Below are 26384 nucleotides of genomic sequence, written 5' to 3'. Positions count from 1 at the left end.
TCCTCCTCGCGGCGCCGGGCCGGGGTCAGAGTTCGTTGTCCAGCAGGGCGAACATGTCGTCGATGGTGTCCACTTCCAGATCCGCGTCGCCGCCGGACGGCCGGACCCGGTCCTGCCACAGGGCGACCAGGTTCCGCAGCTTCGCCTCGACCTCGGCACCGTCCGCGGCCGTGATGTCCACTGTGGACAGCTCGGCGGCGAGCCGGTCGATACCGGACGCCAGGCCGGTTTCCTCGGCCGGAACCGCAGGAACTACCTCGGACTGCAGGTACTTGGCGAGGTCGTCCGGGGTCGGGTAGTCGAAGATCAGCGTCGCGGGCAGGCGCAGCCCGGTGGCCGCGTCGAGCCCGTTGCGCAGCTCGACCGCGGTGAGCGAGTCGAAGCCCAGTTCGGTGAACGCCCGGCCCGGCTCGATCGAGTCCGCGCCGTCGTGCCCGAGGGCCGCCGCGGCCTGACCGCGCACCACCCCGAGCAGCACCAGTTCGGCGTCCGCCTGCGAAAGCCCGGCGAGCCGTCGCTTGAGCCCGTCGGCCTGCGCCGCCGCGTCCACCGGTGCGGCGCGCCGCACCGAACCGCGGACGAGACCGCGCAGCAGCGGCGGTACCGGTCCGGTCATCGTGCGGAGCCCCGCGACGTCGAGCTTGACCGGCACCGAGACCGGCTCGGCCAGGCCGGTGGCCAGGTCGAACAGCTCCAGTCCTTCGACCGGGTCGAAACTGCCGACCCCGTCGCGGCCCATCCGGTCCGCGTCCGCCGCGCCGCCCATCCCGTCGGCCCAGAGGCCGAAGGCGAGCGACGTCGCGGGCAGCCCGAGGCCGCGGCGGTGGTGCGCCAGCCCGTCGAGGAACGTGTTGGCCGCGGCGTAGTTCGCCTGCCCCGGCGCGCCGAGCACCCCGGCGGCCGAGGAGAACAGGACGAACATCGTCAGGTCGTGGCCGCGGGTCAGCTCGTGCAGGTTCCACGCCGCGTCCACCTTGGGCCGCAGCACCTTCTCGAGCCGCTCGGGGGTGAGCGCGGTCAGCAGTCCGTCGTCGAGGACGCCTGCAGCGTGCACCACACCGGTGAGGTCCGGAGTGCGGTCCAGGACCGCGGCGAGCGCGTCGCGGTCGGCGGCGTCGCACGCCTCGATCCGCACGGTGGCGCCCAGCGCGGTCAAGTCGGCCGTCAGTTCGGCCGCGCCGGGCGCGTCCGGACCGCGACGGCTGGTGAGCACCAGGCTGGTGACGCCGTGCTCGGTGACCAGATGCCTGGCCAGCACCGCGCCGAGGCCGCCGGTACCGCCGGTGACGAGCACCGTGCCGCCGATCGGGCGGCGCGGCACGGTCAGTACGACCTTGCCGACGTGCTTGGCCTGCGACAGGAAGCGCAGCGCCTCCGGTGCCCGGCGCAGATCCCAGGTGCGGACCGGCAGCGGGGTGAGCGCGCCCTGGTCGAACAAGACGATCAGCTCCTCCCATATCTGCGCGATCCGGCGGTTGCCCGCTTCGATCACGTCGAACGCCTGGTAAGTCACACCGGGATGGTGCCCCGCGGCGCCGCCGTCCGGACGGACGTCGGTCTTCCCCATTTCCACGAACCGCCCACCGCGCGGTAACAGGCGCATCGAGGCGTCGATGAAGTCGCCGGTCAGCGCGTTGAGGACGACGTCCACCCCGTTCCCGCCGGTGGTTTCGCGGAACCGTTCCTCGAAGTCGAGCGTCCGCGACGACGCGATGTGGTCGTCGTCCAGCCCGGCCGCGCGCAGGACGTCCCACTTGCCCTCGCTCGCGGTGCCGAACACCTCGGCGCCGACGTGCCGGGCGAGCTGCGTGGCGGCCATCCCGACACCGCCGGCCGCGGCGTGGATCAGCACCGACTCGCCCTTCTTCAACGCGCCGAGGTCGGTCAGCGCGTAGTAGGCGGTGAGGAACACCAGCGGCACGGACGCGGCTTCTTCGAACGTCCAGCCCTCGGGCATCTTGGCCACCAGATCGCGGTCGGCGAAGGTGAGCGGGCCGAACCCGCCGTGCACCAGGCCCATCACCCGGTCTCCGACGGCGAGATCGTCCACTTCGGACCCGACGTCGGTGACGACACCGGCGGCCTCGTACCCGATCCGGCCCGCGTCTCCCGGGTACATGCCGAGCACGTTGAGCACGTCGCGGAAGTTCGTCCCGGCCGCGCGGGTGGCGATCCGGACCTCACGCGGCAGCAACGGTTCGAGCACGTCCGGGTACGGCTCGAAGGAGAGCCTGTCGAGCGTTCCCTTGACGACGCTGTCGAGACGCCAGGCCGGTTCGTGCCACGGCGGCACGAGGTCCGGCGACGACGCCGCGGTCAGCAGCCGGGCGGCATGGACGACGCCGTCGCGCACAGCGAGCTGGGTTTCGTCGCCCAGCACCGCCAGCGCGGTGTCGACGTCGGCCTCGGCCGCGTCGAGCAGCACCAGACGGCCGGGATGTTCCGACTGAGCACTGCGGACCAGACCCCAGACCGCGGCCGAAGCCGGGTCGACACTGTCCGAAGTAGACACGGCGACACCGTTCTCGGTACGCACCACGAGCGTGGTGTCCTTCTCCTCGGCCAGCCACTCCTGCAGTTTCGCCAGCGTGCTCAGCAGCAGCGCATGCGTGGCCGCCGGGGTGTCCCCGGCCTCCGGCACCGCCGGCAGGATCTCCGTCGGTGTCGCCGGGGCCTCGTTCGTCACCTGCGCCCAGCCGAGCCGGAACAGCGAGTCCGAAGTGGACGGAGCGGCCGGGCCGAGGTCGGCGACCTCGCGCAGCAGCAGCGCTCCCACCGTCAGCACCGGGGCGCCGGCGCCGTCGGTGAGCTCCAGGCGGACCGAGTCGGTGCCGGTGGCGGAGACCCGGACGCGGGCGGCGGTGGCGCCCGCCGCGTGCAGGACGACGTCGCGCCAGAGGAACGGCAGCCGGGTGGTCGTGGTGTCCCCGGTGGGCAGCAGGCCGATCGCGTGCAGCGCGGCGTCGAGCAGCGCCGGGTGCAGGCCGAACTTCCCTGCGTCGCCGTGGGCGGCGGCGGGCAGTTCGAGATCGGCGCAGACGTCGTCGCCCACCCGCCACGCGGCGGTGAGGCCCTGGAACACCGGCCCGTACTGCAGGCCCGCTTCGGCGAGACCCGGGTAGAGCTCGGTTACGTCGAGGGCTTCGGCCCCGGCGGGCGGCCACACGGTCTCCTTGGCCGCCGGGTAGGCGTCCCCGGGGGCGAGCAGGCCGGTCGCGTGCTCGGTCCACGGCGCCTCGCCGAGGCGGGAGTGGATCGACACCGGACGCCGTCCGTCGTCGTCCGGGGCACCGAGGACGACCTGAACGGCGAGCCCACCGGTCTCCGGCAGCACCATCGGCGCGGCCAGGGTCAGTTCGGCGACGCGGGCGCAGCCGAGTTCGTCGCCCACCCGGACGACGAGTTCGACCAGTGCCGCGCCGGGGACCAGCACGGTGCCGAGCACCGCGTGGTCGGCCAGCCACGGCTGCGAGGCGCGGGACAACCGGCCGTAGCCGACCAGCCCGTCCTCGCCCGCCGTCGGCACGGTCGCGCCGAGCAGCGGATGCCCGGCCGCGGCCAAGCCCAGCCCGGCGGCGTCGCCCGCGGTGGCGGGCGGGTCGAGCCAGAACCGCTCACGCTGGAACGCGTAGGTCGGCAGTGCCGCGGCGCGGGCGTCCGTGCCGTCGAAGAACGCCGTCCAGTCGACGTCGGTACCCGCCGCAACCAGTCGGCTAAACGCGAGCGAGGCGGTCTGCCGTTCGTCACGGTCCTTGCGCAGGAGCGGGACGAACACCGCGTCCGGGGCGCTGTCCGCGCCCATCGCCGAGAGCACGCCGTCCGGGCCCAGCTCCGCGAACCGGGTGACCCCGGCGGCGGCGAGCGCGGCGACACCGTCGGCGAACCGGACCGGCTCACGGACATGCCGCACCCAGTAGGCCGGGTCGGTCAAATCCGCCGATGCGGTCACGGTGGAGACGATCGGGATCCGCGGTTCGGCGTAGCTCAGGCTTTCCGCCACTTCGGCGAATTCCGCGAGCATCGGCTCCATCAGCGCCGAGTGGAACGCGTGCGAAACGACCAGGGCCTTGGTGCGGCGTCCCTCCCCGGCGAACCGGGCGGCGACCTCGCGGACCGGACCGTCCACACCGGACAGGACGATCGCCTGCGGTCCGTTGACCGCGGCCAGGCAGACGTCGTCGGACAGATGCTCGCGCACCTCGTCCTCGGTCGCCTGGACCGCGACCATCGCGCCGCCTTCCGGCAGCGCCTCCATCAGCCGTCCTCGTGCCTCGACCAGTTTCGCCGCGTCCTCCAGGGAGAACACGCCCGCCACGTGGGCGGCCGCGATCTCGCCGATCGAGTGACCGGCCAGGAAATCGGGCCGGATCCCCCACGACTCCACGAGCCGTGACAACGCCACTTCGAGGGCGAAGATCGCGGGCTGGGCGGTGCCGGTCCGGTTGAGATCACCATCGAGGGGCAGCAGCGCGGCGACCTCGTCGTATGCCTCGGCGAACACCGGGAAAGCGGCGTAGAGCCCTTCGCCCATGCCGAGCCGCTGGGAACCCTGGCCGGTGAACAGCATCGCGAGTTTGCCTTCGGCCGCGCGGCCGGTGACGACCTCCGGGGTGGTCCGGCCACCGGCGAGCGCGGCCAGACCGGCGCGCAGCGCGTCGGCGTCGCCGGTGAGCACCGCCCGCCGTTCGAACGCGGTCCGGGTGGTCGCCAGCGCGTAGCCGATGTCCAGCGGGTCGGCGAATCCGACGGTGCCGAGCAGTCGCCCGGCCTGGGCTCGCAGCGCGTCTTCGGTGCGGGCGCTCAGCACCCACGGCAGGAGCGACGGCGGCGCCGGAGTCCTGGCGGGAGCCGCCGGTTCCGGGACCTGTTCGAGGATGACGTGCGCGTTGGTCCCGCTGATGCCGAACGCCGACACCGCCGCGCGCCGCGGTCGTCCGGCCTCGGGCCACGGCCGCGCCTCGGTGAGCAGCCGGACCTCACCCTCGCTCCAGTCGACATGCGGTGACGGCTCGTCGACGTGCAGGGTCGCGGGCAGCACGCCGTGCCGCATCGCCTCGACCATCTTGATGATCCCGGCGAGTCCGGCGGCGGCCTGGGTGTGGCCGATGTTGGACTTCACCGAGCCGAGCCACAGCGGCTCCTCGCGGTCCTGGCCGTAGGTGGCCAGAAGCGCTTGCGCCTCGATCGGGTCGCCCAGCGCCGTACCGGTGCCGTGCGCCTCGACGATGTCCACAGTGGACGATTCGACGCCCGCCGCGGCCAGGGCACGCCGGATGACCCGCTGCTGCGAGGGGCCGTTGGGCGCGGTCATGCCGTTGGACGCGCCGTCCTGGTTGACCGCCGACCCCTTGACGACGGCCAGTATGCGACGTCCGTTGCGGCGCGCGTCGGAAAGCCTTTCCAGGAGCAGGAAACCGGCGCCCTCGGCCCAGGCTGTGCCGTCGGCCGCCGCCGCGAACGGCTTGCAGCGGCCGTCGGCGGCCAGGCCGCGCTGACGGGAGAACTCGATGAACGGGTTGGGGCTGGCCATCACGGTCGCGCCGCCGACCAGCGCCAGGCCGCATTCACCCGAACGCAGCGCTTGCGCCGCCCAGTGCAGGGCGACCAGCGAAGACGAGCACGCCGTGTCGACCGACACCGCCGGGCCTTCGAGCCCGAAGGTGTAGGCGACCCGGCCGGTCAGCACGCTGCTCGCGCTGCCGGTGCCGAGCAGACCCTCCATCCCCTCCGGGGTGGCGGCCAGCCGGGAGGCGTAGTCGTCGTACATCACACCGGCGAACACACCGGTGGCGCTGCCGCGCAGCGAGACCGGGTCGATCCCGGCGCGTTCGAACGCCTCCTGCGCGGTCTCCAGCAGCAACCGCTGCTGCGGGTCGACGGTGACCGCTTCCCGCGGCGAGATGCCGAAGAACTCCGCGTCGAAGTCGGCGGCGTCGTGCAGGAAACCGCCCTCGCGGGCGTAACTGGTGCCGGGGTGGTCGGGGTCCGGGTGGTACAGCCCGTCGAGATCCCAGCCTCGGTCGGACGGGAACGGCGTGATCGCGTCGGTCCCTTCGGAGACCAAGCGCCACAGCTCCTCCGGCGAGCTGACGCCGCCCGGGAACCGGCAGCTCATCGCGACGATCGCGATCGGCTCGTCCGGTTCGGCCACGCGGACCGGCTCGATGTCTACAGTGGACTCGTCACCGGCCAGCTCGGACCGGATGTGGGCGGCGAGCGCCGCCGGGGTCGGATGGTCGAACACCAGCGTGGCGGGCAGCCTCAGGCCGGTCGCCTCGCCGAGCCGGTTCCGCAGTTCGACAGCGGTGAGGGAGTCGAAGCCGAGTTCCGTGAACGCGCGTCCGGCCTCGACCGACGTCGCCGTGCCGTGTCCGAGCACGTCGGCGACGTGACCCCGGACCAGATCGACCAGATGCGAGAGCTGGTCGGCGGGCGAAAGCCGGGTCAGCGTCGCGGTCAGCCCGGCGGCGGCCGCGGCGTTGGCCGCGCCACGCCGCTTCGGCATCCGGACCAGTCCGCGCAGGGCGGGTGCGGGCTCGCTGGTGCGGGCCAACGTGCGCAGCGTCGCCAGATCGAGCTTCACCGGGACCGGAACCGGCGTCGAGGCGGCCACTGCGGCGTCGAACAACGCCAGGCCCTCTTCGTCGGTCAGCGCGCCGAACCCGGCGCGAGCGAGACGGTCCACATCGGACTGTCCGCCCATGCCGTTGGCCCACAGGCCGTACGCCAGCGAACGGGCGGGCAGCCCCTCCGCGTGCCGTCGGCGCGCGAGGTCGTCGAGCAGGGCGTTGGCCGCGGCGTAGCTGGCCTGCCCCGGACCGCCGAGGATCCCGGACACCGAGGACACCAGGACGAACTGGGTCAGCGGCTTGCCGAGGGTGAGTTCGTGGAGCGCGAGCGCCGCGTCGGACTTGGGCCGCAGCACGGTGTCGAAGCGCTCCGGGGTCAGTTCGGTGACGACGCCGTCGTCGAGCACGCCGGCGGCGTGCACGATCCCGGTGAGGTCTTCGATCCCGTCGAGCAGCGCGGCGAGCGCGGCGCGGTCGGTGACGTCGCAGGCGACGACCTCTGCGCCGAGTTCTTCCGCCAGCTCCGGGGCGCCGGGCGCGTCGAGGCCGCGGCGGCTGGTGAGAACCAGCCTCGTGACCTGCGGCGCGAGGTGCCGGGCGAGCGCGGCCCCGACCCCGCCGGTACCGCCGGTGACGAGAACCGTGCCCTCACCCCAAATCGCGGCTTCTCCCGGCGTCGCCCGGGTCAGGCGCGGGACCTCCGCCACGCCGTCGCGGATCCGGACCTGCGGTTCGCCGGTGGCCAGCGCCAGGCCGACGTCGTCCCCTTCGAGGACGACGAACCGGTCCGGGTGTTCCGAAGCGGCGGTGCGGGCGAGACCGCGGACGGCGGCCCCCGCCGGGGTGTCGCCGGTGCGCACCACCAGACGTGTCCCGCCGCCGGCCAGGAACTCCTGGATCGCCGTGAGGGTCGCGGCCAGCGCGTCGCGCGGCTCGCCGTCCGGTGCGGTGAAGACCTGGACGTCCTCGGCGACCTCGCCGTCGGCGGGCACCTCGACCCAGGTCAGCTCGTACAGCGAGTCGGTGCCGCGCGGCCCCGGGGCCTCCGCGGTCCGGACGGCGACCGTGCCGAGGGTGGCGACCGGCGCGCCGGTGGTGTCGGTGACCAGCAAGGACACCCCGGATCCGGCGGGCGTGACCCGGACGCGCAGCGCGGTGGCGCCGGTGGCGTACAGGGTGACGTCGCCGAAGAGGAACGGCAGCCGGGTGCCCTCACCGGGGAGCAGGCCCAAGGTGTGGAGCGCCGCGTCGAGCAGCGCCGGGTGCAGCCCGAAGCCGTCGACTTCGGTGCCCTCGGGCAGTTCCACCTCGGCGAACACGGTGTCCTCGTCGCGCCAGGCGGTGGTGAGGCCGCGGAACGGCGGCCCGTAGTCGAGACCCGCGGCCGCCAGGTCGGCGTAGAGCCCGTCGAGCGGGACGGGTTCCGCGGCGGGCGGCCATTCGGTCAGCCCGGACGGCACGGTGGCCGTTTCCGGGACGAGGGTCCCGGCGGCGTGCTCGGTCCACTCCCCCTGCGGGGCACGCGAGTGCACGGAAACCGGCCGTCGCCCGCCCGTGCCCTCCGCTCCGACGAGCACCTGGACGTCGAGCGCGCCGTGCGGTGGCAGCACCAGCGGTGCGGCGAGGGTCAGTTCCTCCACTCCCGCGCACCCGGCTTCGTCACCCGCGCGGACGGCGAGTTCGAGCAGCCCGGTGCCGGGGACGAGGACCTCGCCGAACGCGGCGTGCCCGGCCAGCCACGGATGCGTGGCGACCGAAAGCCGTCCGGTGAGGACCCAGCCGTCGCCGTCGGCGAACGGCACCGCGGCGCCCAGCAGCGGGTGCCCGGCGGCCTGGAGCCCCGCCGTGGTGACGTCGCCCGCACCGGCTCCGGCGGCGAGCCAGAAGCGGCGGCGGTCGAACACCGACGTCGGCAGGTCGACGACGCGGGCGCCGGTCGGGCGGAACACCGCGGCCCAGTCGACTCCGGCACCGCGGGTGTACGCGGCGGCCAGCGTGGTGAGCGCGGTCTCCGCCTCGTCACGGTCGGCGCGCAGGAACGACGCCGCGAAGGTGTCCGGGCCGTCGTCGGCGAGCGCGGTCAGGACGGCGGCCGGGCCCAGTTCCACGAACCGGGTCACGCCCGCCTCGCGCAGCCACGCCAGCCCGGCGGCGAACCGGACGGTGGCGCGGACGTGCTCCACCCAGTACTCCGGCTCGGCGACCCGCGCCGTGCGCTCGCCGTCCACAGTGGACACGAACGGGATGGCCGGGTCCTTGAAGTCCAGTTCCCGCACCACGGCGGCGAACTCGTCGAGCATCGGTTCCATCAGGGCCGAGTGGAAGGCGTGTGACACCTCCAGCCGCTTGGTGCGGCGGCCGAGCTTTTCGAACTTCTTGGCCAGCTTCAGCGTCGGTGAGGCGGCCCCCGAAAGAACGACCGCGTTCGGGCCGTTGACGGCGGCCAGCGAGACCTTGGGCGTCAGGTGCTCGCGCACCTCGTCCTCGCTCGCCTGCACGGCGACCATCGCGCCGCCCTCGGGCAGCGCCTCCATCAACCGGCCGCGCGCCTCGACGAGTTTGGCCGCGTCCTCCAGGGAAAGAACCCCGGCCACGTGAGCGGCCGCGATCTCACCGATCGAGTGCCCGGCCACGAAGTCGGGGACGACGCCCCAGGATTCGGCGAGCCGGTACAGCGCGACTTCCAGCGCGAAGATCGCCGGCTGCGCGGCGCCGGTGCGGTTCAAATCGCCCCCGGCCGGGAGCAGCGCGGTGACCTCGTCATAGGCGGCGGCGAACACGGGGAACGCGGCGTAGAGCCCTTCGCCCATGCCGAGCCGTTGCGATCCCTGTCCGGTGAACAGGAACGCCGTCCGGCCGGACAGGACGCGGCCGGTGACGACCGACGGGGTCGCCGTGCCCCCGGCGAGGGACTCCAGTCCCGTGCGGAGATCCGCGTCCGTGGCACCGAGCACGACGGCACGCCGCTCGTGCGCGGTACGGGTGGTGGCGAGCGCGAAGCCGACGTCGACCGGCTCGCCGTCACGGCCGAGCAGACGCCCGGCCTGCTCCCGGAGAGTGTCTTCGGCGCGGCCGGAGAGCACCCACGGCACGAGAGCCGGAGCGACGACCTCGCGCGGGGCCAGGGTTTCGGCCGGTGGCTGCTCGAGGATGACGTGCGCGTTGGTCCCGCTGATCCCGAACGACGACACGGCGGATCGCCGCGGCCGCCCGGTTTCCGGCCAGCCCCGGCCCTCGGCGAGCAGTTCGACGTCACCGGCTTCCCAGTCGACGTGCGGAGTCGCCTCGCCCAGGTGCAACGTCTTCGGCAGGACACCGTGGCGCATCGCCTGGACCATCTTGATGATCCCGGCGACGCCCGCGGCGGCCTGCGTGTGACCGAAGTTGGACTTCACGGAGCCGAGGTACAGCGGTTCGCCGTCGCGCTCGCGGCCATAGGTGGCCAGGAGTGCCTGCGCCTCGATCGGGTCACCCAGCGTCGTACCGGTGCCGTGCGCCTCGACAGCGTCCACAGTGGACGACGGGACACCGGCGGCGGCCAGCGCTTGGCGGATCACCCGCTGCTGCGAGGGACCGTTGGGCGCGGTGAGCCCGTTGGACGCGCCGTCGGAGTTGACCGCCGAGCCCTTGACCACCGCCAGCACGCGGTGCCCGTTGCGGCGCGCGTCGGAAAGCCTTTCCAGCACGAGCATCCCGGCACCTTCGGCCCAGCCGGTTCCGTCGGCGTCGGACGAGAAGGACTTGCAGCGGCCGTCGGCGGCGAGGCCACGCTGACGGGAGAAGCCGATGAACGTCTCCGGCGTCGCCATCACCGTGACCCCACCGGCCAGCGCCAGCGAGCACTCCCCCGACCGCAACGCCTGCGTCGCCCAGTGCAGGGCGACCAGCGACGAGGAGCAGGCCGTGTCGACCGACACCGCGGGCCCCTCCAGGCCCAGGGTGTAGGCCACGCGGCCGGACAGCACGCTGCCCGAGGTGCCGGTGCCGAGGAACCCTTCGACGTCGTCGGGGACGTCGTTGCCGAGCCGGGTGCCGTAGTCGTGGTACATGACTCCGGCGAACACCCCGGTCGGGCTGCCCTTGAGTGACGTCGGGTCGGTCCCGGAGCGCTCCAGGGCTTCCCAGGCGACTTCGAGCAGCAACCGCTGCTGCGGATCCATCGCGAGCGCTTCCCGGGGCGAGATCCCGAAGAACTCAGGGTCGAAGTCGCCCGCGTCGTGCAGGAACCCGCCTTCGCGGGTGTAGGTCTTGCCCGGCCGGTCGGGGTCGGGGTCGTAGATGCCGTCGACGTCCCAGCCGCGGTCCTCGGGGAACCGGGTCACGCCGTCCTTGCCGCCGGAAACGAGCTCCCACAGCTCTTCCGGTGACGTCACGCCGCCCGGGTAGCGGCAGGCCATGCCGACGATGACGATCGGGTCGCCGTCGGCGCGGGCCGCGGTGAAGACCGGCGTCGCCTCACCGGGTTCGTCGAGCAGTTCGGCGAGCAGGAATTCGGCCAGCGCGAGGGGGGTCGGGTGATCGAAGGTCAGCGTCGCGGGCAGGCGCAACCCGGTGACCGTGCCGAGGCGGTTGCGGAACTCGACCGCGGTGAGCGAGTCGAACCCGAGGTCACCGAAGGCGCGGTCGGCCTCGACGGCGTCGGGGCTGGTGTGGCTGAGGACGTGCGCCGCCTCGGTGCGGACCAGTTCGGTCAGCAGCCGCACGCGTTCGGTGGCGGGCACCCCCGCGAGCCGCTGCCGCAGCCCGGCCGCTTCCGCTTCCTCCGCCGCACGACGGCGCCGTGGCCGGACCAGGCTCCGCAGCACGTGCGGGACCTCGGCTTCGGCACGCAGCGCGGCCAGGTCGAGCTTGGTCGCGACGGGACGCGGGTCGTCGCCGAAGGCCAGCAGGTCGAACAGTTCCAGCCCGGCTTCGACGGGCAGCGCCGCTCCACCGCGGCCTTCACCCATGCCGGTTTCCCAGAGGCCGAAGGCGATAGAGGTGCCGGGGAGGCCCTGGGCACGCCGGGAGGCGGCGAGTCCGTCGAGGTAGCCGTTGGCCGCGGCGTAGTTCGCCTGGCCGGGTGCGCCGAGGGCGCCGGCGATCGAGGAGAACGTGACGAACAGCTTGAGGCCGCTGGTCAGTTCGTGCAGATGCCGCGCGGCCTCGGACTTGGGGCCCGCGACGGCGGCGAGCCGTTCGGGGGTCATCGCGGAGAGGACGCCGTCGTCGAGGACGCCCGCGGCGTGCACCACGCCACTCAGCGGCTCCTCCGCGAGAGCGAGCACGGACTCGAGCTGGGAACGGTCGGCGACGTCGCACGCGGCGATCGTCACCTCTGCGCCGAGCGCGACCAGGTCCTCTCGCAGGGCTTCGGCACCGGGGGCGTCGGCGCCGCGACGTCCGACGAGCAGCAGGTGCCGGACGCCGTGGCGCTCGACGAGCCGCCGGGCGACGTGCGCGCCGAGTCCGCCGGTACCGCCGGTGACCAGCACGGTGCCGTCGAGGGTCCAGTCCGGGTCGGCGGTGGCGCGGGACCGGGTCAACCGGGGGACGCGCAGACCGTCTTCGGTGAGCGCGACCTCGGGTTCACCGGTCGCCGCCGCGATCTTGGCGTCTCCGGTGCCGTGGACCAGGACGAACTTGTCCGGGTACTCGGCCTGCGCGCTGCGCACCAGTCCGGCGACGGCGGCGTGCTCCGGGCTGTCACCGGTGAGGTGCACGACGAGCCGGTCTTCGGCCGTCTGCAACGCATCGAGCGCGGCCTCGACCGACGAGGCTTCGGACACGGCGACGTCTTCGCTCTCCGAAGGCGTCGCGACGGGGATCCAGTCGATGCCGAACAGCGCGTCGGTGGTGGCGCTGGGCAGCGGCCCGTCGCCCACCGGACGCAGGCTCAGCGAGCCGACCGAGAGCACCGGAGCACCGGTGCCGTCGGTGACACGCAAGGAAACGGCGTCCGGACTGGCCGGGGTGAGCCGGGCCCGCACCGTGGTCGCACCGGTGGCGTGCAACGCCAACCCGGCCCACGAGAACGGCAGCCGGGCCGGGCCGCCGGTCAGGCCGACGGCGTGCAGGACCGCGTCGAGCAGGGCCGGATGCAGCCCGAACCCGCGGACGTCGGTGCCCTCGGGCAGCGCGACTTCCGCGAAGATCTCGTCACCCTGGCGCCAGGCCGCGCGCAGACCGCGGAACGGGTCCGCGTAGGTGAGCCCGGCTTCGGCGAGGGTCGCGTAGAAGCCTTCCAGGTCAACGGATTCAGCGCCGGTCGGCGGCCATGCAGGCTCGGCCGCGGGCTCGGTGTCCGTCGCGATCAGCGAACCGGTGGCATGCAGCGTCCATTCGCCGTCTTGAGGACGCGAGTGCACCGCCAGCGTACGGTGGCCGTCACCGTCCGAAAGGGACACTCGCAGCTGGACCGGCGCCGCGGTGAGCACCAGCGGTGCCTGCAGCGTCAGTTCCTCGACGGTGCCGCAACCGACCTCGTCGCCCGCCCGGACGGCCAGTTCGGCGAACGCGGTCCCCGGCAGCAGGACGGCGTCGCGGACGCGGTGCCCGGCCAGCCACGGCTGTTCGTCGAGCGACAACCGCCCGGTGAGGACCAGCCCGCCGCGTTCGGGCAGCGCGACGGCGGCGCCCAGCAGCGGGTGGTCGAGCGCGCCGAGACCCAGCGCGGTGGCGTCGCCGGAACCCGGCGGCGCCAGCAGCCAGAAACGGCGGCGCTGGAACGGATAGGTGGGCAGGTTCGCGGGCCGCGCGCCACTGCCGTCGAAGAAGCGGTCCCAGTCGACGGGAGCGCCCGCCGCGTGCACCGCGCCCAGCGCGGTCATCGCGGACCGGGCCTCGTCGGAGTCCTTGCGCAGGGCGGAGACGAAGACGCCGTCGGTACCCATCGCGGAGAGCACGGCGTCGGGGCCGAGTTCGAGGAACGCCGTGACGCCCTCGGCGGTCAGCGCCGCGAGGCCGTCGGCGAACCGCACGGTCTCGCGGACGTGGCGCACCCAATAACCCGGGTCGGTCAGATCGGCCGATCCGCTCACCGTGGACACGATCGGGATCCGCGGCTCGGCGTACTCCAGCGACTCCGCGACCTCGGCGAACTCCGCCAGCATCGGCTCCATCAGCGCCGAGTGGAACGCGTGCGACACCACGAGATGCTTGGTACGACGCCCGTCCTGCGCGAACCTGGCGGCGACCGCGCGGACCGGACCGTCCACACCGGACAGGACGACCGCGTCGGGCCCGTTGACGGCGGCGAGGCTCACCTCGTCGGTCAGGAACTCGCGCACCTCGTCTTCGGACGCCTGGACCGCGACCATCGCGCCGCCCTCGGGCAGCGCCTCCATCAACCGGCCGCGTGCCTCGACGAGCTTCGCGGCGTCCTCCAGGGAAAGCACGCCCGCCACGTGCGCCGCCGCGATCTCACCGATCGAGTGCCCGGCCAGGAAGTCCGGGGTCACGCCCCAGGACTCGTAGAGCCGGAACAGCGCCACTTCCAGGGCGAAGATCGCGGGCTGCGCGGTGCCGGTGCGGTCGATGTCGCCGTCGAGGGGCAGCAGCGCGGCGACCTCGTCGTAAGCCGCCGCGAAGGCGGGGAAGGTCTCGTAAAGGCCTTGGCCCATGCCGGTTCGCTGGGAACCCTGACCGGTGAACAGGAACGCGAGCCGTCCGGTGACCGCGCGGCCGGAGACGACGTTGACCGCCCGGCCGGTGTCGGCGAACGCGGCCAGCCCGGCCCGCAGGACGGACGGATCGGTCCCGACGACGACGGCGCGCCGCTCGTGCGCGGTGCGGGCGGTGGCCAGCGACCAGGCGACGTCGAGCGGGTCGGCCGTCAGGTCGGCGAGCCGCGCGGCCTGTGCCCGCAGGGCTTCCTCGGAGCGGCCGGACAGCACCCACGGCAGCAGCGCGGGCCGGGCGGCCGGTCCTTCCGTGCTTTCTTCTGTGGGGACGTGTTCGAGGACAACGTGCGCGTTGGTCCCGCTGAACCCGAACGAGGACACCCCCGCCCGGCGCGGACGGCCGGTCTCCGGCCAGTCCGCGGCCTCGGTGGCCACGCGGATCGCGCCCGCCTCCCAGTCGACCTGGGCCGACGGCGCGTCGACGTGCAGCGTCGCGGGGACGACACCGTGCCGCATCGCCTCGATCATCTTGATCACCCCGGCCACTCCGGCGGCGGCCTGGGTGTGCCCGAAGTTCGACTTCACCGAGCCGAGCAGCAACGGCTCTTCGCGGTCCTGGCCGTAGGTGGCCAGCAGCGCCTGTGCCTCGATCGGGTCGCCCAGCCTGGTTCCGGTGCCGTGCGCCTCGACGACGTCGATGTCCGAAGTGGACAGTCTGGCGTTGGCGAGCGCCTGCCGGATCACGCGTTGCTGCGACGGTCCGTTCGGGGCGGTGAGCCCGCTGGACGCGCCGTCCTGGTTGATCGCGGATCCCTTGAGCAGGGCGAGAACCGGGTGACCGTTGCGGCGCGCGTCGGACAGCTTCTCCAGCAGGACGAACCCGGCGCCCTCACCCCAGCTGACGCCGTCGGCGCCGTTGGCGAAGGCCTTGCAGCGGCCGTCGACCGCCATCGCGTTCTGCTTGCTGAAGTCGACGAACGGGTCGGGGTTGGCCATCACGGTGACGCCGCCCGCCAGCGCGAGGGAGCATTCCCCCGAACGCAGGGCTTGGCTCGCCAGATGCATCGCGACCAGCGAGGACGAGCACGCCGTGTCCACCGACACGGCAGGTCCCTCGAACCCGAAGGTGTAGGAGACGCGGCCGGACATCATCGCGCCGGACGTGCCGGTGCCGAGGAAACCTTCGACCTCCTCCGGGATCTTCGTCAGCCTGGACGCGTATTCGTGGTAGATCGCGCCGGTGAAAACACCGGTGTCGCTGCCGCGCAAGGTGCCGGGCGGGATGCCCGCGCGCTCGAAGGCCTCCCACGCGATCTCCAGCAGCAACCGCTGCTGCGGGTCCATGGCGAGGGCTTCGCGGGGCGAGATGCCGAAGAACTCCGGGTCGAAGTCCCCCGCGTCGGGCAGGAAACCGCCGGTGCGGGTGTTCGACACGCCCTGTTTGCCCGGGGTCGTGTCGAACAGCGCGGCAAGGTCCCAGCCGCGATCGGCCGGGAAGTCCGTCAGGCCTTCGCGGCCTTCGGAAACGAGGCGCCACAGGTCTTCCGGCGTGTTGACGTCGCCGGGGAACCGGCAGCTGGTCGCGACGATCGCGATCGGCTCACCGGCGTCGACGACGCGGGCACGGGCGCGAGGCCCGGCGGTGAGATCGCCGAGCAGTTCCGAGCGGACGTAACCGGCGAGGGCGACCGGGGTCGGGTGGTCGAAGATCACCGTCGACGGCAGCCGCAGCCCGGTCACGGAACCGAGGCGGTTGCGCAGTTCGACCGCGGTCAGCGAGTCGAAGCCGAGGTCCATGAAGCCGCGGCCGGGTTCGACCGTGGCCGCGTTGACGTGCCCGAGCACCAGGGCGACCTGGGTGCGGACGAGGTCCAGCAGTTCGCGGTCCTGGTCGGCTTCGGTCAGTCCGGCGAGCCGCCTCGCCAGCGAGGAGTCCTGGCCACCGCCCGATTTCGCGGTCCGGCGGCCGGGTTTGACCAGCGTATCCAGCAGTGGTGGGAGCGGGCCGGACGCGGCGAGCACCGGCAGGTCCAGCTGAACGGGGACGGCGAGCGGCGCTCCGGCGGCGATGGCCGCGTCGAACAGCGCGAGGCCGTCCTCGACGGCGAGCGCGGGAGTGCCACCGGCGCGCAGCCGCGCCAGGTGGGCTTCACCGAGCGTCTCCGCCATGCCCGCGGCCCACGGGCCCCAGGCCAGCGATTGCCCGGCCAGGCCGAGCGAGCGGCGGTGGGCGGCGAGCCCGTCGAGGTAGCCGTTGGCCGCCGCGTAGTTGCCCTGCCCCGGGGCGCCGAGCACCCCGGCGGCCGAGGAGAACGTGACGAACAGGTCCGGGTCGCCGGACAGTTCGTGCAGATGGCGGGCCGCGTCGGCCTTCGGGCCGAGTACGAAGTCGAGCCGCTCCTGGGTGAGCGCGTCGATGGTGCCGTCGTCCAGCACACCGGCGGCGTGCACGACACCGGTCAGGTCGACGCCGTCCAGCAGCGCCACCACGGCTTCGCGATCGGAGACGTCGCAAGCGACGACCCGGACTTCGGCGTCGAGTTCTTCCACCAGCTCCGCCGCTCCGGGCGCGTCGAGCCCCCGGCGGCTGGTGAGCAGGAGCTTCCGGGCTCCGTGCTTGGTCACCAGATGACGGGCGACCAAGGCGCCGAGACCACCCGTGCCGCCGGTGATCAGCACCGTCCGGTCCGGGTCGAGTGTCCTCGGCATGGTGAGCGCGACCTTGCCGATGTGCTTGGCCTGGCCGAGGAACCGGAACGCTTCCCGGGCCTCGCGGACGTCCCAGGTCCGGGTCGGCAGCGGGGCGAGCGCGCCGGACTCGAACAGATCGGTCAGCGCGTCCCACAGCTGGGCGGTCCGCTCCGGCCCGGCGTCGATCAGGTCGAAGGCGCGGTAGTGGACGCCTTCGGGCTCGCGGATGTCGGTCTTGCCCATCTCCAGGAACCGGCCGCCCGGCGCCATCGTCCGGATCGAGGCGTCGATGAAGTCCCCGGCGAGGGCGTTCAGGACGACGTCGATACCGCTGAACCGCTCCTCGAACTCCAACGTGCGGCTCGAGGCGATGTGCGCGTCGTCGAGTCCGGCGTCGCGCAGCACGTACTGCTTGCCTTCGCTCGCGGTGCCGTACACCTCGGCGCCCAGATGACGCGCGAGCTGCGTCGCGGCCATCCCCACCCCGCCGGCGGCGGCGTGGATCAGGATCGACTCGCCCGCTTTGAGCCCGGCCAGGTCGACCAGCGCGTAGTACGCGGTCAGGAACACCAACGGCGTCGAGGCCGCCTGCTCGTAGGTCCAGTCCGCGGGTTTGCGGGTGATCATCGGCCGCTCGGCGATCGCGATCGGCCCGGCGCCACCGGAGACGAGGCCCATCACCTGGTCGCCGGGGCTCAGGTCGGTGACGTCGGCGCCGACTTCGAGGACGGTCCCGGCGAACTCGCTGCCGAGCAGTCCGGCCTCACCGGGGTACATGCCGAGCGCGTTGAGCACGTCGCGGAAGTTGAGACCGGCGGCGCGGACGGAAACCCGGACGCCCAGCGGCCCGAGCGGCTCGTCGGGCAGCGGTTCCAGGGTCAGGTGGTCGAAGGTGCCCTTGCCGGACAGGCCGAGCCGCCAGTTGCCCGGCGGCGGGAGCAGGCGTCCGGTGGATTCGGGCGTGACCAGGCGCGGGACGCGCAGTTCGCCCTCACGAACGGCGATTTGCGGCTCCCCTGCGGCCAGTACCGCGTCGGTGAGTTCGTCGGCGTCGGCGAGCAGGAACCGGTCCGGGTGCTCGGACTGCGCACTGCGCACCAGTCCCCACACCGCGGCCGACACCGGGTCCACATCGGACTGTCCAGTGTGGACTAGCAGTTTCGCCTCGGCGAAGCGGTCTTCGGCGAGGAAGGTCCGGAGCACGTCGAGGGTCGCGCCGGTGACGGCGTGCACGTCGTCACCTTCCGCGCGGTACACGACGACCTCGGGTGCCTCATCGGTGACGTCGGCGAACCTCGCCCAGCGCGGGACTTCGCCATCCGGTGTGGCGATCGGCCGCCAAGCCAGTTCGTACAGTCCCTCGCGAGTGGTCGCGGGACGCAGCTGCCCGGCCGAAACCGGGCGGACGACCAGGGAGCCGACGGTGGCGACCGGCGCACCGGTCCCGTCGGCGACGCGCAAGGTGACCGCGTCGGTGCCGGCCGGGGTGAGCCGGACGCGCAGTTCGGCCGCGCCGGAGGCGTGCAGAACGACGTCGCTCCAGGCGAAGGGCAGCCGGGCGGGGCCGTCACCGTCGGCGGCGAGCGCGTGCAGCGCCGCGTCGAGCAGCGCCGGGTGCAGGCCGAATCGAGCCGCCTGGTCGCGGGCGTCGTCGGGCAGTGAGACCTCGGCGTACGTGTGCTCGCCGTCGCGCCACAAAGTCCGCAAGCCCTGGAAGATCTCGCCGTATTCCAGGCCGAGCGCGGCCAGTTCCGGGTAGCGGCCTTCGAGGGAGACGGCCTCGGCGCCGGGCGGCGGCCACTCGGCCAGGTCCCAGTCGGGTGCGGGCGAGGACGGGGCGAGCGCGCCGGTGGCGTGCAGCGTCCACTCCCCCGCGCCGTGGGGACGCGAGTGCACGGTGAGCGGTCGGTGGCCGGTTTCCTCCGGCGTCCCGGCCCACAGCTGGACCTGGACCGCGCCGCTCTCGGGGAGCACCAGCGGCGTCTGCAGCGTCAGCTCTTCCAGTACCGCCAGGCCGGTTTCGTCGGCGGCTCGGACGGCCAGTTCGACCAGCGCGGTACCGGGTACGACGACCTGGCCGTGCACCACGTGCTCGGCGAGCCACGGATGCGTCCGCAGCGAAAGGCTTCCGGTGAACAGGAATCCGCCCGCGTCGGCGACCGAAACGGCGGCGCCGAGCAGCGGATGGTCGAGCGAACCGAGGCCGAGGCCCGCCGCGTCACCGGCGGCGTGCGTGGCGGGAAGCCAGTAGAACTCGCGCTGGAACGGGTACGTGGGCAGCTCGACCGGCCGCGCGCCGTCGAACGCGGCGGCCCAGCCGACCTTGCCGCCGTCGGCGTACACGGCGGCCAGCGCGGCGACGAAGGTCTCGGGTTCGGGCCGGTCACGGCGCAGGGCCGGGACGAACAGGCCGTCCGCGCTTTCCTGCCCAGCCGCGGAAAGGACGCCGTCCGGGCCCAGTTCGAGGAAACGGGTGACGCCTGCCTCGGCCAGCGCGCCGACGCCGTCCGCGAACCGCACGGCCTCGCGCACGTGCCGGACCCAGTAGGCCGGGTCGAGGATCTCGGCGGTCTCGGCGATGCGGCCGGTGACGTTCGAAACCAAGGCGATCTTCGGCGTCTTGTAGGTGACTCGGCGGGCGACGGCGGCGAAGTCGTCGAGCATGCCGTCCATCAGCGCCGAGTGGAACGCGTGGGAGACGGAGAGGTTCTTGGTCCGGCGGCCCTGCTCGGTGAACACGGCGGCGACGATCCGCACGGCGTCCTCGGTACCGGAGACGACGATCGCGCGCGGACCGTTGACGGCCGCGATGTCCGCACCTGTCACCAGGGCGGCGCGAACCTCGTCCTCGGCGGCTTCGATGGCGCACATCGCGCCCCCGCGCGGCAAAGCGCTCATCAGGCGGCCGCGTGCCGCGACAAGTTCGGCCGCGTCGTCCAGTGACCAGATGCCGGCGACGTGCGCCGCGGCGAGTTCACCGACGGAATGACCGATCAGGAAATCCGGGACTACACCCCAGGATTCGACCAGTCGGTAGAGCGAGACCTCCAGCGCGAACAGCGCGGGCTGGGCGTTCCCGGTGTCGTTCAAGGCTTCGGCGTCCTCGCCGAAGACGACCTCGCGCACGCCGGGCAGCAGCTCGCAGACCTCGTCGAACGCGGTGGCGAAGGCCGGGTACGCCTCGTACAGCTCGCGGCCCATGCCGAGTCGCTGCGAGCCCTGGCCGGTGAAGCACACCGCGAGGGCGCCGTCGGTCGCTTCGCCGACGGTGACGCTCGAATCCCCCTCCGCGACCGCCGTCAGCCCGGCGCGCAGTGTGGCTTCGTCGCGGCCGGTGACGACGGCACGGTGCTCGAAGGCGGACCGGGTCGCGGCCAGCGACCAGCCGATGTCGGCCGGGTGGCCCTCGACGTCCAGCAGCGCGCGGGCCTGGGCGCGCAACGCCGCCGGGGTACGGCCGGACAGCACCCACGGGATCACCGGCGGAGTAGCCGCGTCCACTGTGGACGGCTCGACGGCGGGCGCCTGCTCCAGCAGCACATGGGAGTTGGTCCCGCTGATGCCGAACGACGAGACACCCGCCCGGCGGGTCTCCCCCTCCGGCCAAGGACGCGCCGAAGCCAGCAGCTCGATCGTTCCCGGCGACCAGTCGACCTGGGGACTCGGCGCGTCGATGTGCAGGCTCGCCGGCAGGATTCCGTTGCGCAGGGCCAAAACCATCTTGATGATCCCGGCGACCCCCGCCGCGGCCTGGGTGTGGCCGATGTTCGTCTTCACCGAACCGAGCAGCAACGGCCCCCGCTCGCCGCGGTCGCGGCCGTAGGTGGCCTGGAGGGCCTGGACCTCGATCGGGTCGCCCAGCGTCGTCCCGGTGCCGTGCGCCTCGACGACGTCGACGTCCTTCGTCGACAGACGAGCGTCGGCGAGCGCCTGGCGGATGACGCGCTGCTGCGAAGGACCGTTGGGGGCGGTGAGGCCGTTGGACGCGCCGTCCTGGTTGACCGCGGAGCCGCGCACGACGGCCAGCACGGGGTGGCCGTTGCGCTGGGCGTCGGACAGCCGCTCCAGCACGATCATGCCGGCGCCCTCGCCCCACGCGGTGCCGTCGGCCCCGGCGGCGAACGCCTTGACCAGGCCGTCACGGGCGAGGCCGCGCTGGCGGGAGAACTCGATGAAGGCGTCCGGGCTCGCCATCACGGTGGCACCACCCGAGAGCGCGAGGTCGCACTCCCCCGCCCGCAAGGCGCGGACGGCCAGGTGGAGCGTGACCAGCGACGCCGAGCACGCCGTGTCGACGGTGACCGACGGGCCTTCCAGCCCGAGGACGTACGAGATCCGTCCGGAAAGGACACTGCCGGAGATCCCGGTGCCGAGGTAGCCCTCGACACCTTCGACACCCTTGGGCAAGTCACGGCCGTAGTCCTGGCCGTTGGTGCCGACGAAGACCCCGGCGCGGCTGCCGGACAGCGACGCGGGGTCGATCCCGCCGCGCTCCAGCGCCTCCCACGACGTCTCCAGCAGCAACCGTTGCTGCGGGTCCATCGAGACGGCCTCGCGCGGCGAGATGCCGAAGAACTCGGGGTCGAAGTCCCCGGCGCCGTCGACGAAACCGCCTCGGTCGACGTAGCTGGTGCCGAGGTGGTCCGGGTCCGGGTCGACGAGCGCGCCGACGTCCCAGCCGCGGTCGTCCGGGAACCCGGTGATCCCGTGGTCCCCGGCGGTCAGCAGTTCCCAGAACCGCTCCGGCGACCGGACGCCGCCCGGGAAGCGGCAGCCCATGCCGACGATGGCGATCGGTTCGGCGGCGCGGTCTTCCAGCGCGGCGAGCCTGCCGCGCGTGCGCTGCAGTTCGCCGGTGACTCGCGTCAGGTAGTCGCGAAGCTTGTCGTTCTCACCCACGGTGTCCCCACTCATCGGTCGAGGTCGCGTGCACTCGGGCTCAAGCACCGAGTTGCTGGTCAATGAAGGCGAAGAGTTCGTCGTCCGAAGACGGCGTGAAGCCGGGCCCGTCCAGGCGCTCGGCGAGTTTCCGCAGCCGCTCGCCCGCCCTGGCGTGCTCTTCGCCGCCGGGATCGAGACGGCCCAGCGCGGCTTCCAGCCCGTCGAGCAGGTCGCCGACGTCGGCGGTGTCAGCGCTGTGCGCCGCGGCGAGTTCCTGCCAGAGGTAGGCGGCGAGGGCCTGCGGCGTCGGATGGTCGAAGACGAGCGTCGCGGGCACGGCGAGGCCGGTCGCGGCGTCGAGCCGGTTGCGCAGTTCGACCGCGGTGAGCGAGTCGAACCCGAGTTCGGTGAACGCGCGGTCCGGTCCGATCGCCGACGTGTCCGGATGGCCGAGCACGCGGGCCACGGTCTCGCGGGCGACCTTCAGCAGCAGCCGCCGCTGTTCGGGCTCGATCAGCCCGGCCAGCCGGGACCGCAGATCCGCCACCGGCGCCTCGGCCGCCGCGGTTTCCGGCCGGGGCAGTTCGGCGAGCATGGGAGCGGCCCGGAAGTCCTCGAAGAACGACGACCAGTCGAAGTCGGCGACGGTGACACAGGTGTCGTCCGCGGCGATCGCCCGGACGAACTCCTCCGCCGCCGACTCCGGCGTCATCGGGCGCAAACCCTTGCGACGGACGGCTTCGTCGACGTCCTCGGCCATCCCGCCCTCGGCCCACGGGCCCCAGGCGATCGACAGCGCCTTGACCCCCTCGGCCCGCCACTGGGCCGCGAGCGCGTCGAGTTCCGCGTTCGCGGCGGCGTAGGCGGCCTGGCCACCGTTGCCGAGCACTCCGGCGACCGAGGAGAACAGTACGAAGGCGTCGAGGTCCTTCGTGAGTTCGCGCAGGTGCCGCGCGGCGGTCACCTTGGGGCGGGCGACGGCTTCGAACCGTTCCGGGGTCGCGTCGTCGAGCAGGGCGTCGTCGAGGACCCCGGCGGTGTGCACGACCACCCTGAGATCCTCCAGGCCGGTGACCACTGTGGACAGTGCGTCGCGGTCGGCGGCGTCGCAGGCGTGGATGTCGACGCGGGCGCCGAGACCTTCCAGCCGTTCACGCAGTTCCGCCGCACCCGGTGCGTCCTCACCGCGGCGCGACAGGAGCACGACGTGGTCCGTCCCGGCGCGGATCAGCCGTTCGGCCACCAGCGCGCCCAGCGCCCCGGTGCCGCCGGTGACCAGCGCGGTGCCGGAAGTGGTCCACGGGGTGGCCGGCGCGGGAGCGGCGGGGACGAACCGGCGGGCGAAGATCCCGTCCTCGCGGATCGCGACCTCGTCTTCCGGACCGCCGAGCACTTCGCGCAGCCGGGCGACCACGCCGTCGTCCGGCTGATCGGGCAGCGTCACGCAGCCACCCCAGCGGCGGGGCTGCTCGATCGCCGCGACCCGCGCGACCGCGGCGACACCGGGGTCGCCGGTGGCGCACCAGATCCTCGCCGGGGTGTCCCGCAGGAGCGCGGCGAGCGCGGCACCGTCCGCCGGGAAGGCGAGGACAGGCCCGGTGTCGGGCACTTCCGTGACCAGGGGCGCGTCGAGTGCCTTCGCGGCGGCTTCGGCCCAAGCGCTGGATTCGGGGGCGTAGACGGTCCACGCTTCCGACGTCTGGGCTGGTTCGACCGGGCGCCACACGATTTCGTAACGCCGGGCCGGTGGCGTGCTGCGGTCGGCGGCGGCGAGCCAGAAGCGGTCCCGCCGGAAGGGATACGTCGGCAAGTCGACACGGGTGCCGCCGCCGAGGATCCCGGCCCAGTCGAGCCGGACCCCGGCGGTGAACAGCCTCGCCCGCGCCAGATCGGCGGCGGCCGCCTCGTCGCGGTCTTTCCGTTGCGTGGCGATGAAAGTGCCGTCGCTGACGCAGTCCGCGCCGAGCGCGGTCAGCGAAGCGTCCGGGCCGATCTCGACGAAGCGCCGGGCGCCGCGCGCGTGCAGGGTCGCGATGCCGTCGGCGAACCGGACGGGCTCGCGCACCTGCCGTACCCAGTACTCCGGGTCGCGAACGTCCCCGGAGGCGAGCGGGATCCGCGGTTCGGCATACGTCACGCTCTCGGCGACCTCGCGGAAGTCGTCGAGCATCCCGTCCATCATCGCGGAGTGGAAGGCATGACTGACCGAAAGCCGTTTGGTGCGGCGGCCCGGGAAGGCTTCGAGCAGGGCGGTGACCGCGGCTTCCTCGCCGGAGAGCACGACGGACGAAGGACCGTTGATCGCGGCGATGCTGACGCCGCCGGGCAGGTCCAGTTCCGCTTCGGTGGCCTGCAGCGCGACCATCACCCCGCCGGAAGGCTGTGCCTGCATCAACCGGCCGCGGGCGGCGACCAGCCGGGCGGCGTCGTCGAGCGACCACACGCCGGCGAGGTACGCGGCGGTGAGCTCGCCGATCGAATGCCCCAGCAGGAAGTCGGGTTCGACGCCCCAGGACCGCACCAACCCGGCCATCGCGACCTCGAAGGCGAACAACGCGGGCTGCGCCACGTCGGTCCGGTCGATCCGCGTCTGGTCTTCGCAGGACAGGATTTCGGCGAGTGTGAAGCCGGTGTGCGCGTCGAGCCGTTCCGCGACGCGGGCGAAGGCCTCGCCGAAGACGGGGAACGCCGAAGAAAGCGTGGTGCCCATCGCGAGCCGCTGCGCGCCTTGCCCGGTACACAGGAACGCCAGCTTGCCGCTGCCCGCCCGGCCGGTGACAACGCCGGGCGCGGACTCGCCGCGGGCCAAGGCGCCGAGTCCGGCGAGGAGTTCTTCTTCGTCGGCGCCGGTGACGACCGCGCGGTACGGCAGCGCGGCCCTTCCGGTGGCCAGCGACCAGGCGAGGTCGGCGGGGTCTCCCCCGGTCTGGCGCAGCCGGTCCGCCAGCTCGGGCAGCGCGGCCTCGGACCGCGCGGACAGCACCCACGGGACGCGGGTTCGCTCGGCGCTCACGGTCTCGGCGGGCGCCGGTTCCGGGGCCTGGCGGAGGATGACGTGCGAGTTGGTGCCGCTGATCCCGAACGACGACACCGCGGCCGCGCGCGGACGGCCGGTCTCGGGCCAGGGCCGGTGCTCGGTGAGAAGTTCGACCGCGCCGGAATCCCAGGCGACGTGCGGGGACGGCTCGTCGGCGTGCAGCGTGCGCGGCAGTTCGCCGCGGCGCAGTGCCTCGACCATCTTGATGATCCCGGCGACCCCCGCCGCAGCCTGCGTGTGCCCGAGGTTCGACTTGACCGAACCGAGGTACAGCGGGACGTCGCGGTCGCGTCCGTAGGTGGCCAGCAGAGTGTCGGCCTCGATCGGGTCACCGAGTTTCGTGCCCGTGCCGTGCGCTTCGACGACGTCGATGTCCGAAGTGGACAGATCGGCGCCCGCCAGCGCGGCGCGGATCACGCGTTGCTGCGACGGGCCGTTCGGCGCGGTGAGCCCGTTCGACGCCCCGTCGGAGTTGACCGCGGAACCCTGCACGACGGCGAGCACCCGGTGTCCGTTCCGGACGGCGTCGGACAGCTTCTCCAGCACCAGAACCCCGGCGCCCTCACCCCAGCCGGTACCGTCTGCGCCCGCGCCGAACGATTTGCAGCGTCCGTCCGGGGCGAGCCCGCGCTGGCGGGAGAATTCGACGAAGGTGTCCGGGACGGCCATCACGGTCGCGCCACCGGCCAGGGCGAGCGAGCACTCCCCCGCCCGGAGCGCCTGCGCGGCGAGGTGCACGGCCACCAGCGACGACGAGCACGCGGTGTCGACCGAAACGGCCGGGCCCTCGAAACCGAAGGTGTACGCGACACGGCCGGAAAGCACGCTGCCCGCCGTCCCGGTGCCGAGGAAGCCTTCGACGCCCTCCGGCAACTCGGTGACGCCGGATCCGTAGTCGTGGTACATGATCCCGGCGAACACACCGGTCGCGCTGCCCTTCAACGCCGAGGCGTCGAGCCCGGCGCGCTCGATCGCTTCCCAGCTGATCTGGAGCAGGAGCCGCTGCTGCGGATCCATCGCGAGCGCCTCACGCGGCGAGATGCCGAAGAACTCGGGGTCGAATTCGGCGGCCTCGTGGAGGAATCCCCCTTCCCGGGCGTAGGACGTGCCGGGATGATCGGGATCGGGGTGGAACAGCTCGGCGAGGTTCCAGCCGCGATCGGCGGGGAACTCCGAGACCGCGTCGCGGCCTTCGGCCACCAGCTCCCACAGCGCTTCGGGCGAGTCGGCCCCGCCGGGGTAGCGGCATCCCATGCCGATGATCGCGACCGGTTCCCGCGCCGCTTCGGCGAGTTCGCGGTTACGCGCGGCCAGCCTGCTGTTCTCCTTGACCGATTCCCGCAGCGCGGTCACCAGTTCTTCGGGTGTCGCCATCAGATTCTCCGGACCGGACGAGACGGGCGCAGCTCGGGCATGGCCTCATCCTGGGCGCGGCCGCCGCTCCCCCCGCGCGGTCTTTGCCACCCCGGCCCCATTCCCCGGTAACCGAAGACCCACCCAAGTACGTGAAGGCCCCTTGCGCCGTGGGGGGGGGGGGGGGAGGGGGGGGGGGGGGGGGGGGGGGGAGGGGGGGGGGGGGGGGGAAGAAAGGGGGGGGGGGGGGGG

1 protein-coding gene and 1 pseudogene are annotated in these 26384 nt (G+C 73.2%); both read right to left on the bottom strand.

Going from position 1 to position 26384, the window contains the following annotated elements:
• Window positions 1-25: 25 nt before the first annotated feature.
• Window positions 26-21760, bottom strand: a complete 21735-nt coding sequence (locus ACZ5IK_RS25390; RefSeq protein ID WP_465489944.1) for an SDR family NAD(P)-dependent oxidoreductase — start codon at window positions 21758-21760, stop codon at window positions 26-28.
• 40 nt (window positions 21761-21800) lie between these two features.
• A pseudogene (locus ACZ5IK_RS25385) lies at window positions 21801-26153 on the bottom strand (type I polyketide synthase); the annotation flags it as partial.
• Between the last annotated feature and the right edge of the window lie 231 nt (window positions 26154-26384).

The organism is Amycolatopsis sp. NPDC031561 (assembly GCF_055580625.1).
Note: the sequence above shows the minus strand (reverse complement) of the source record. Positions and strands in the feature narration are given on the sequence as shown.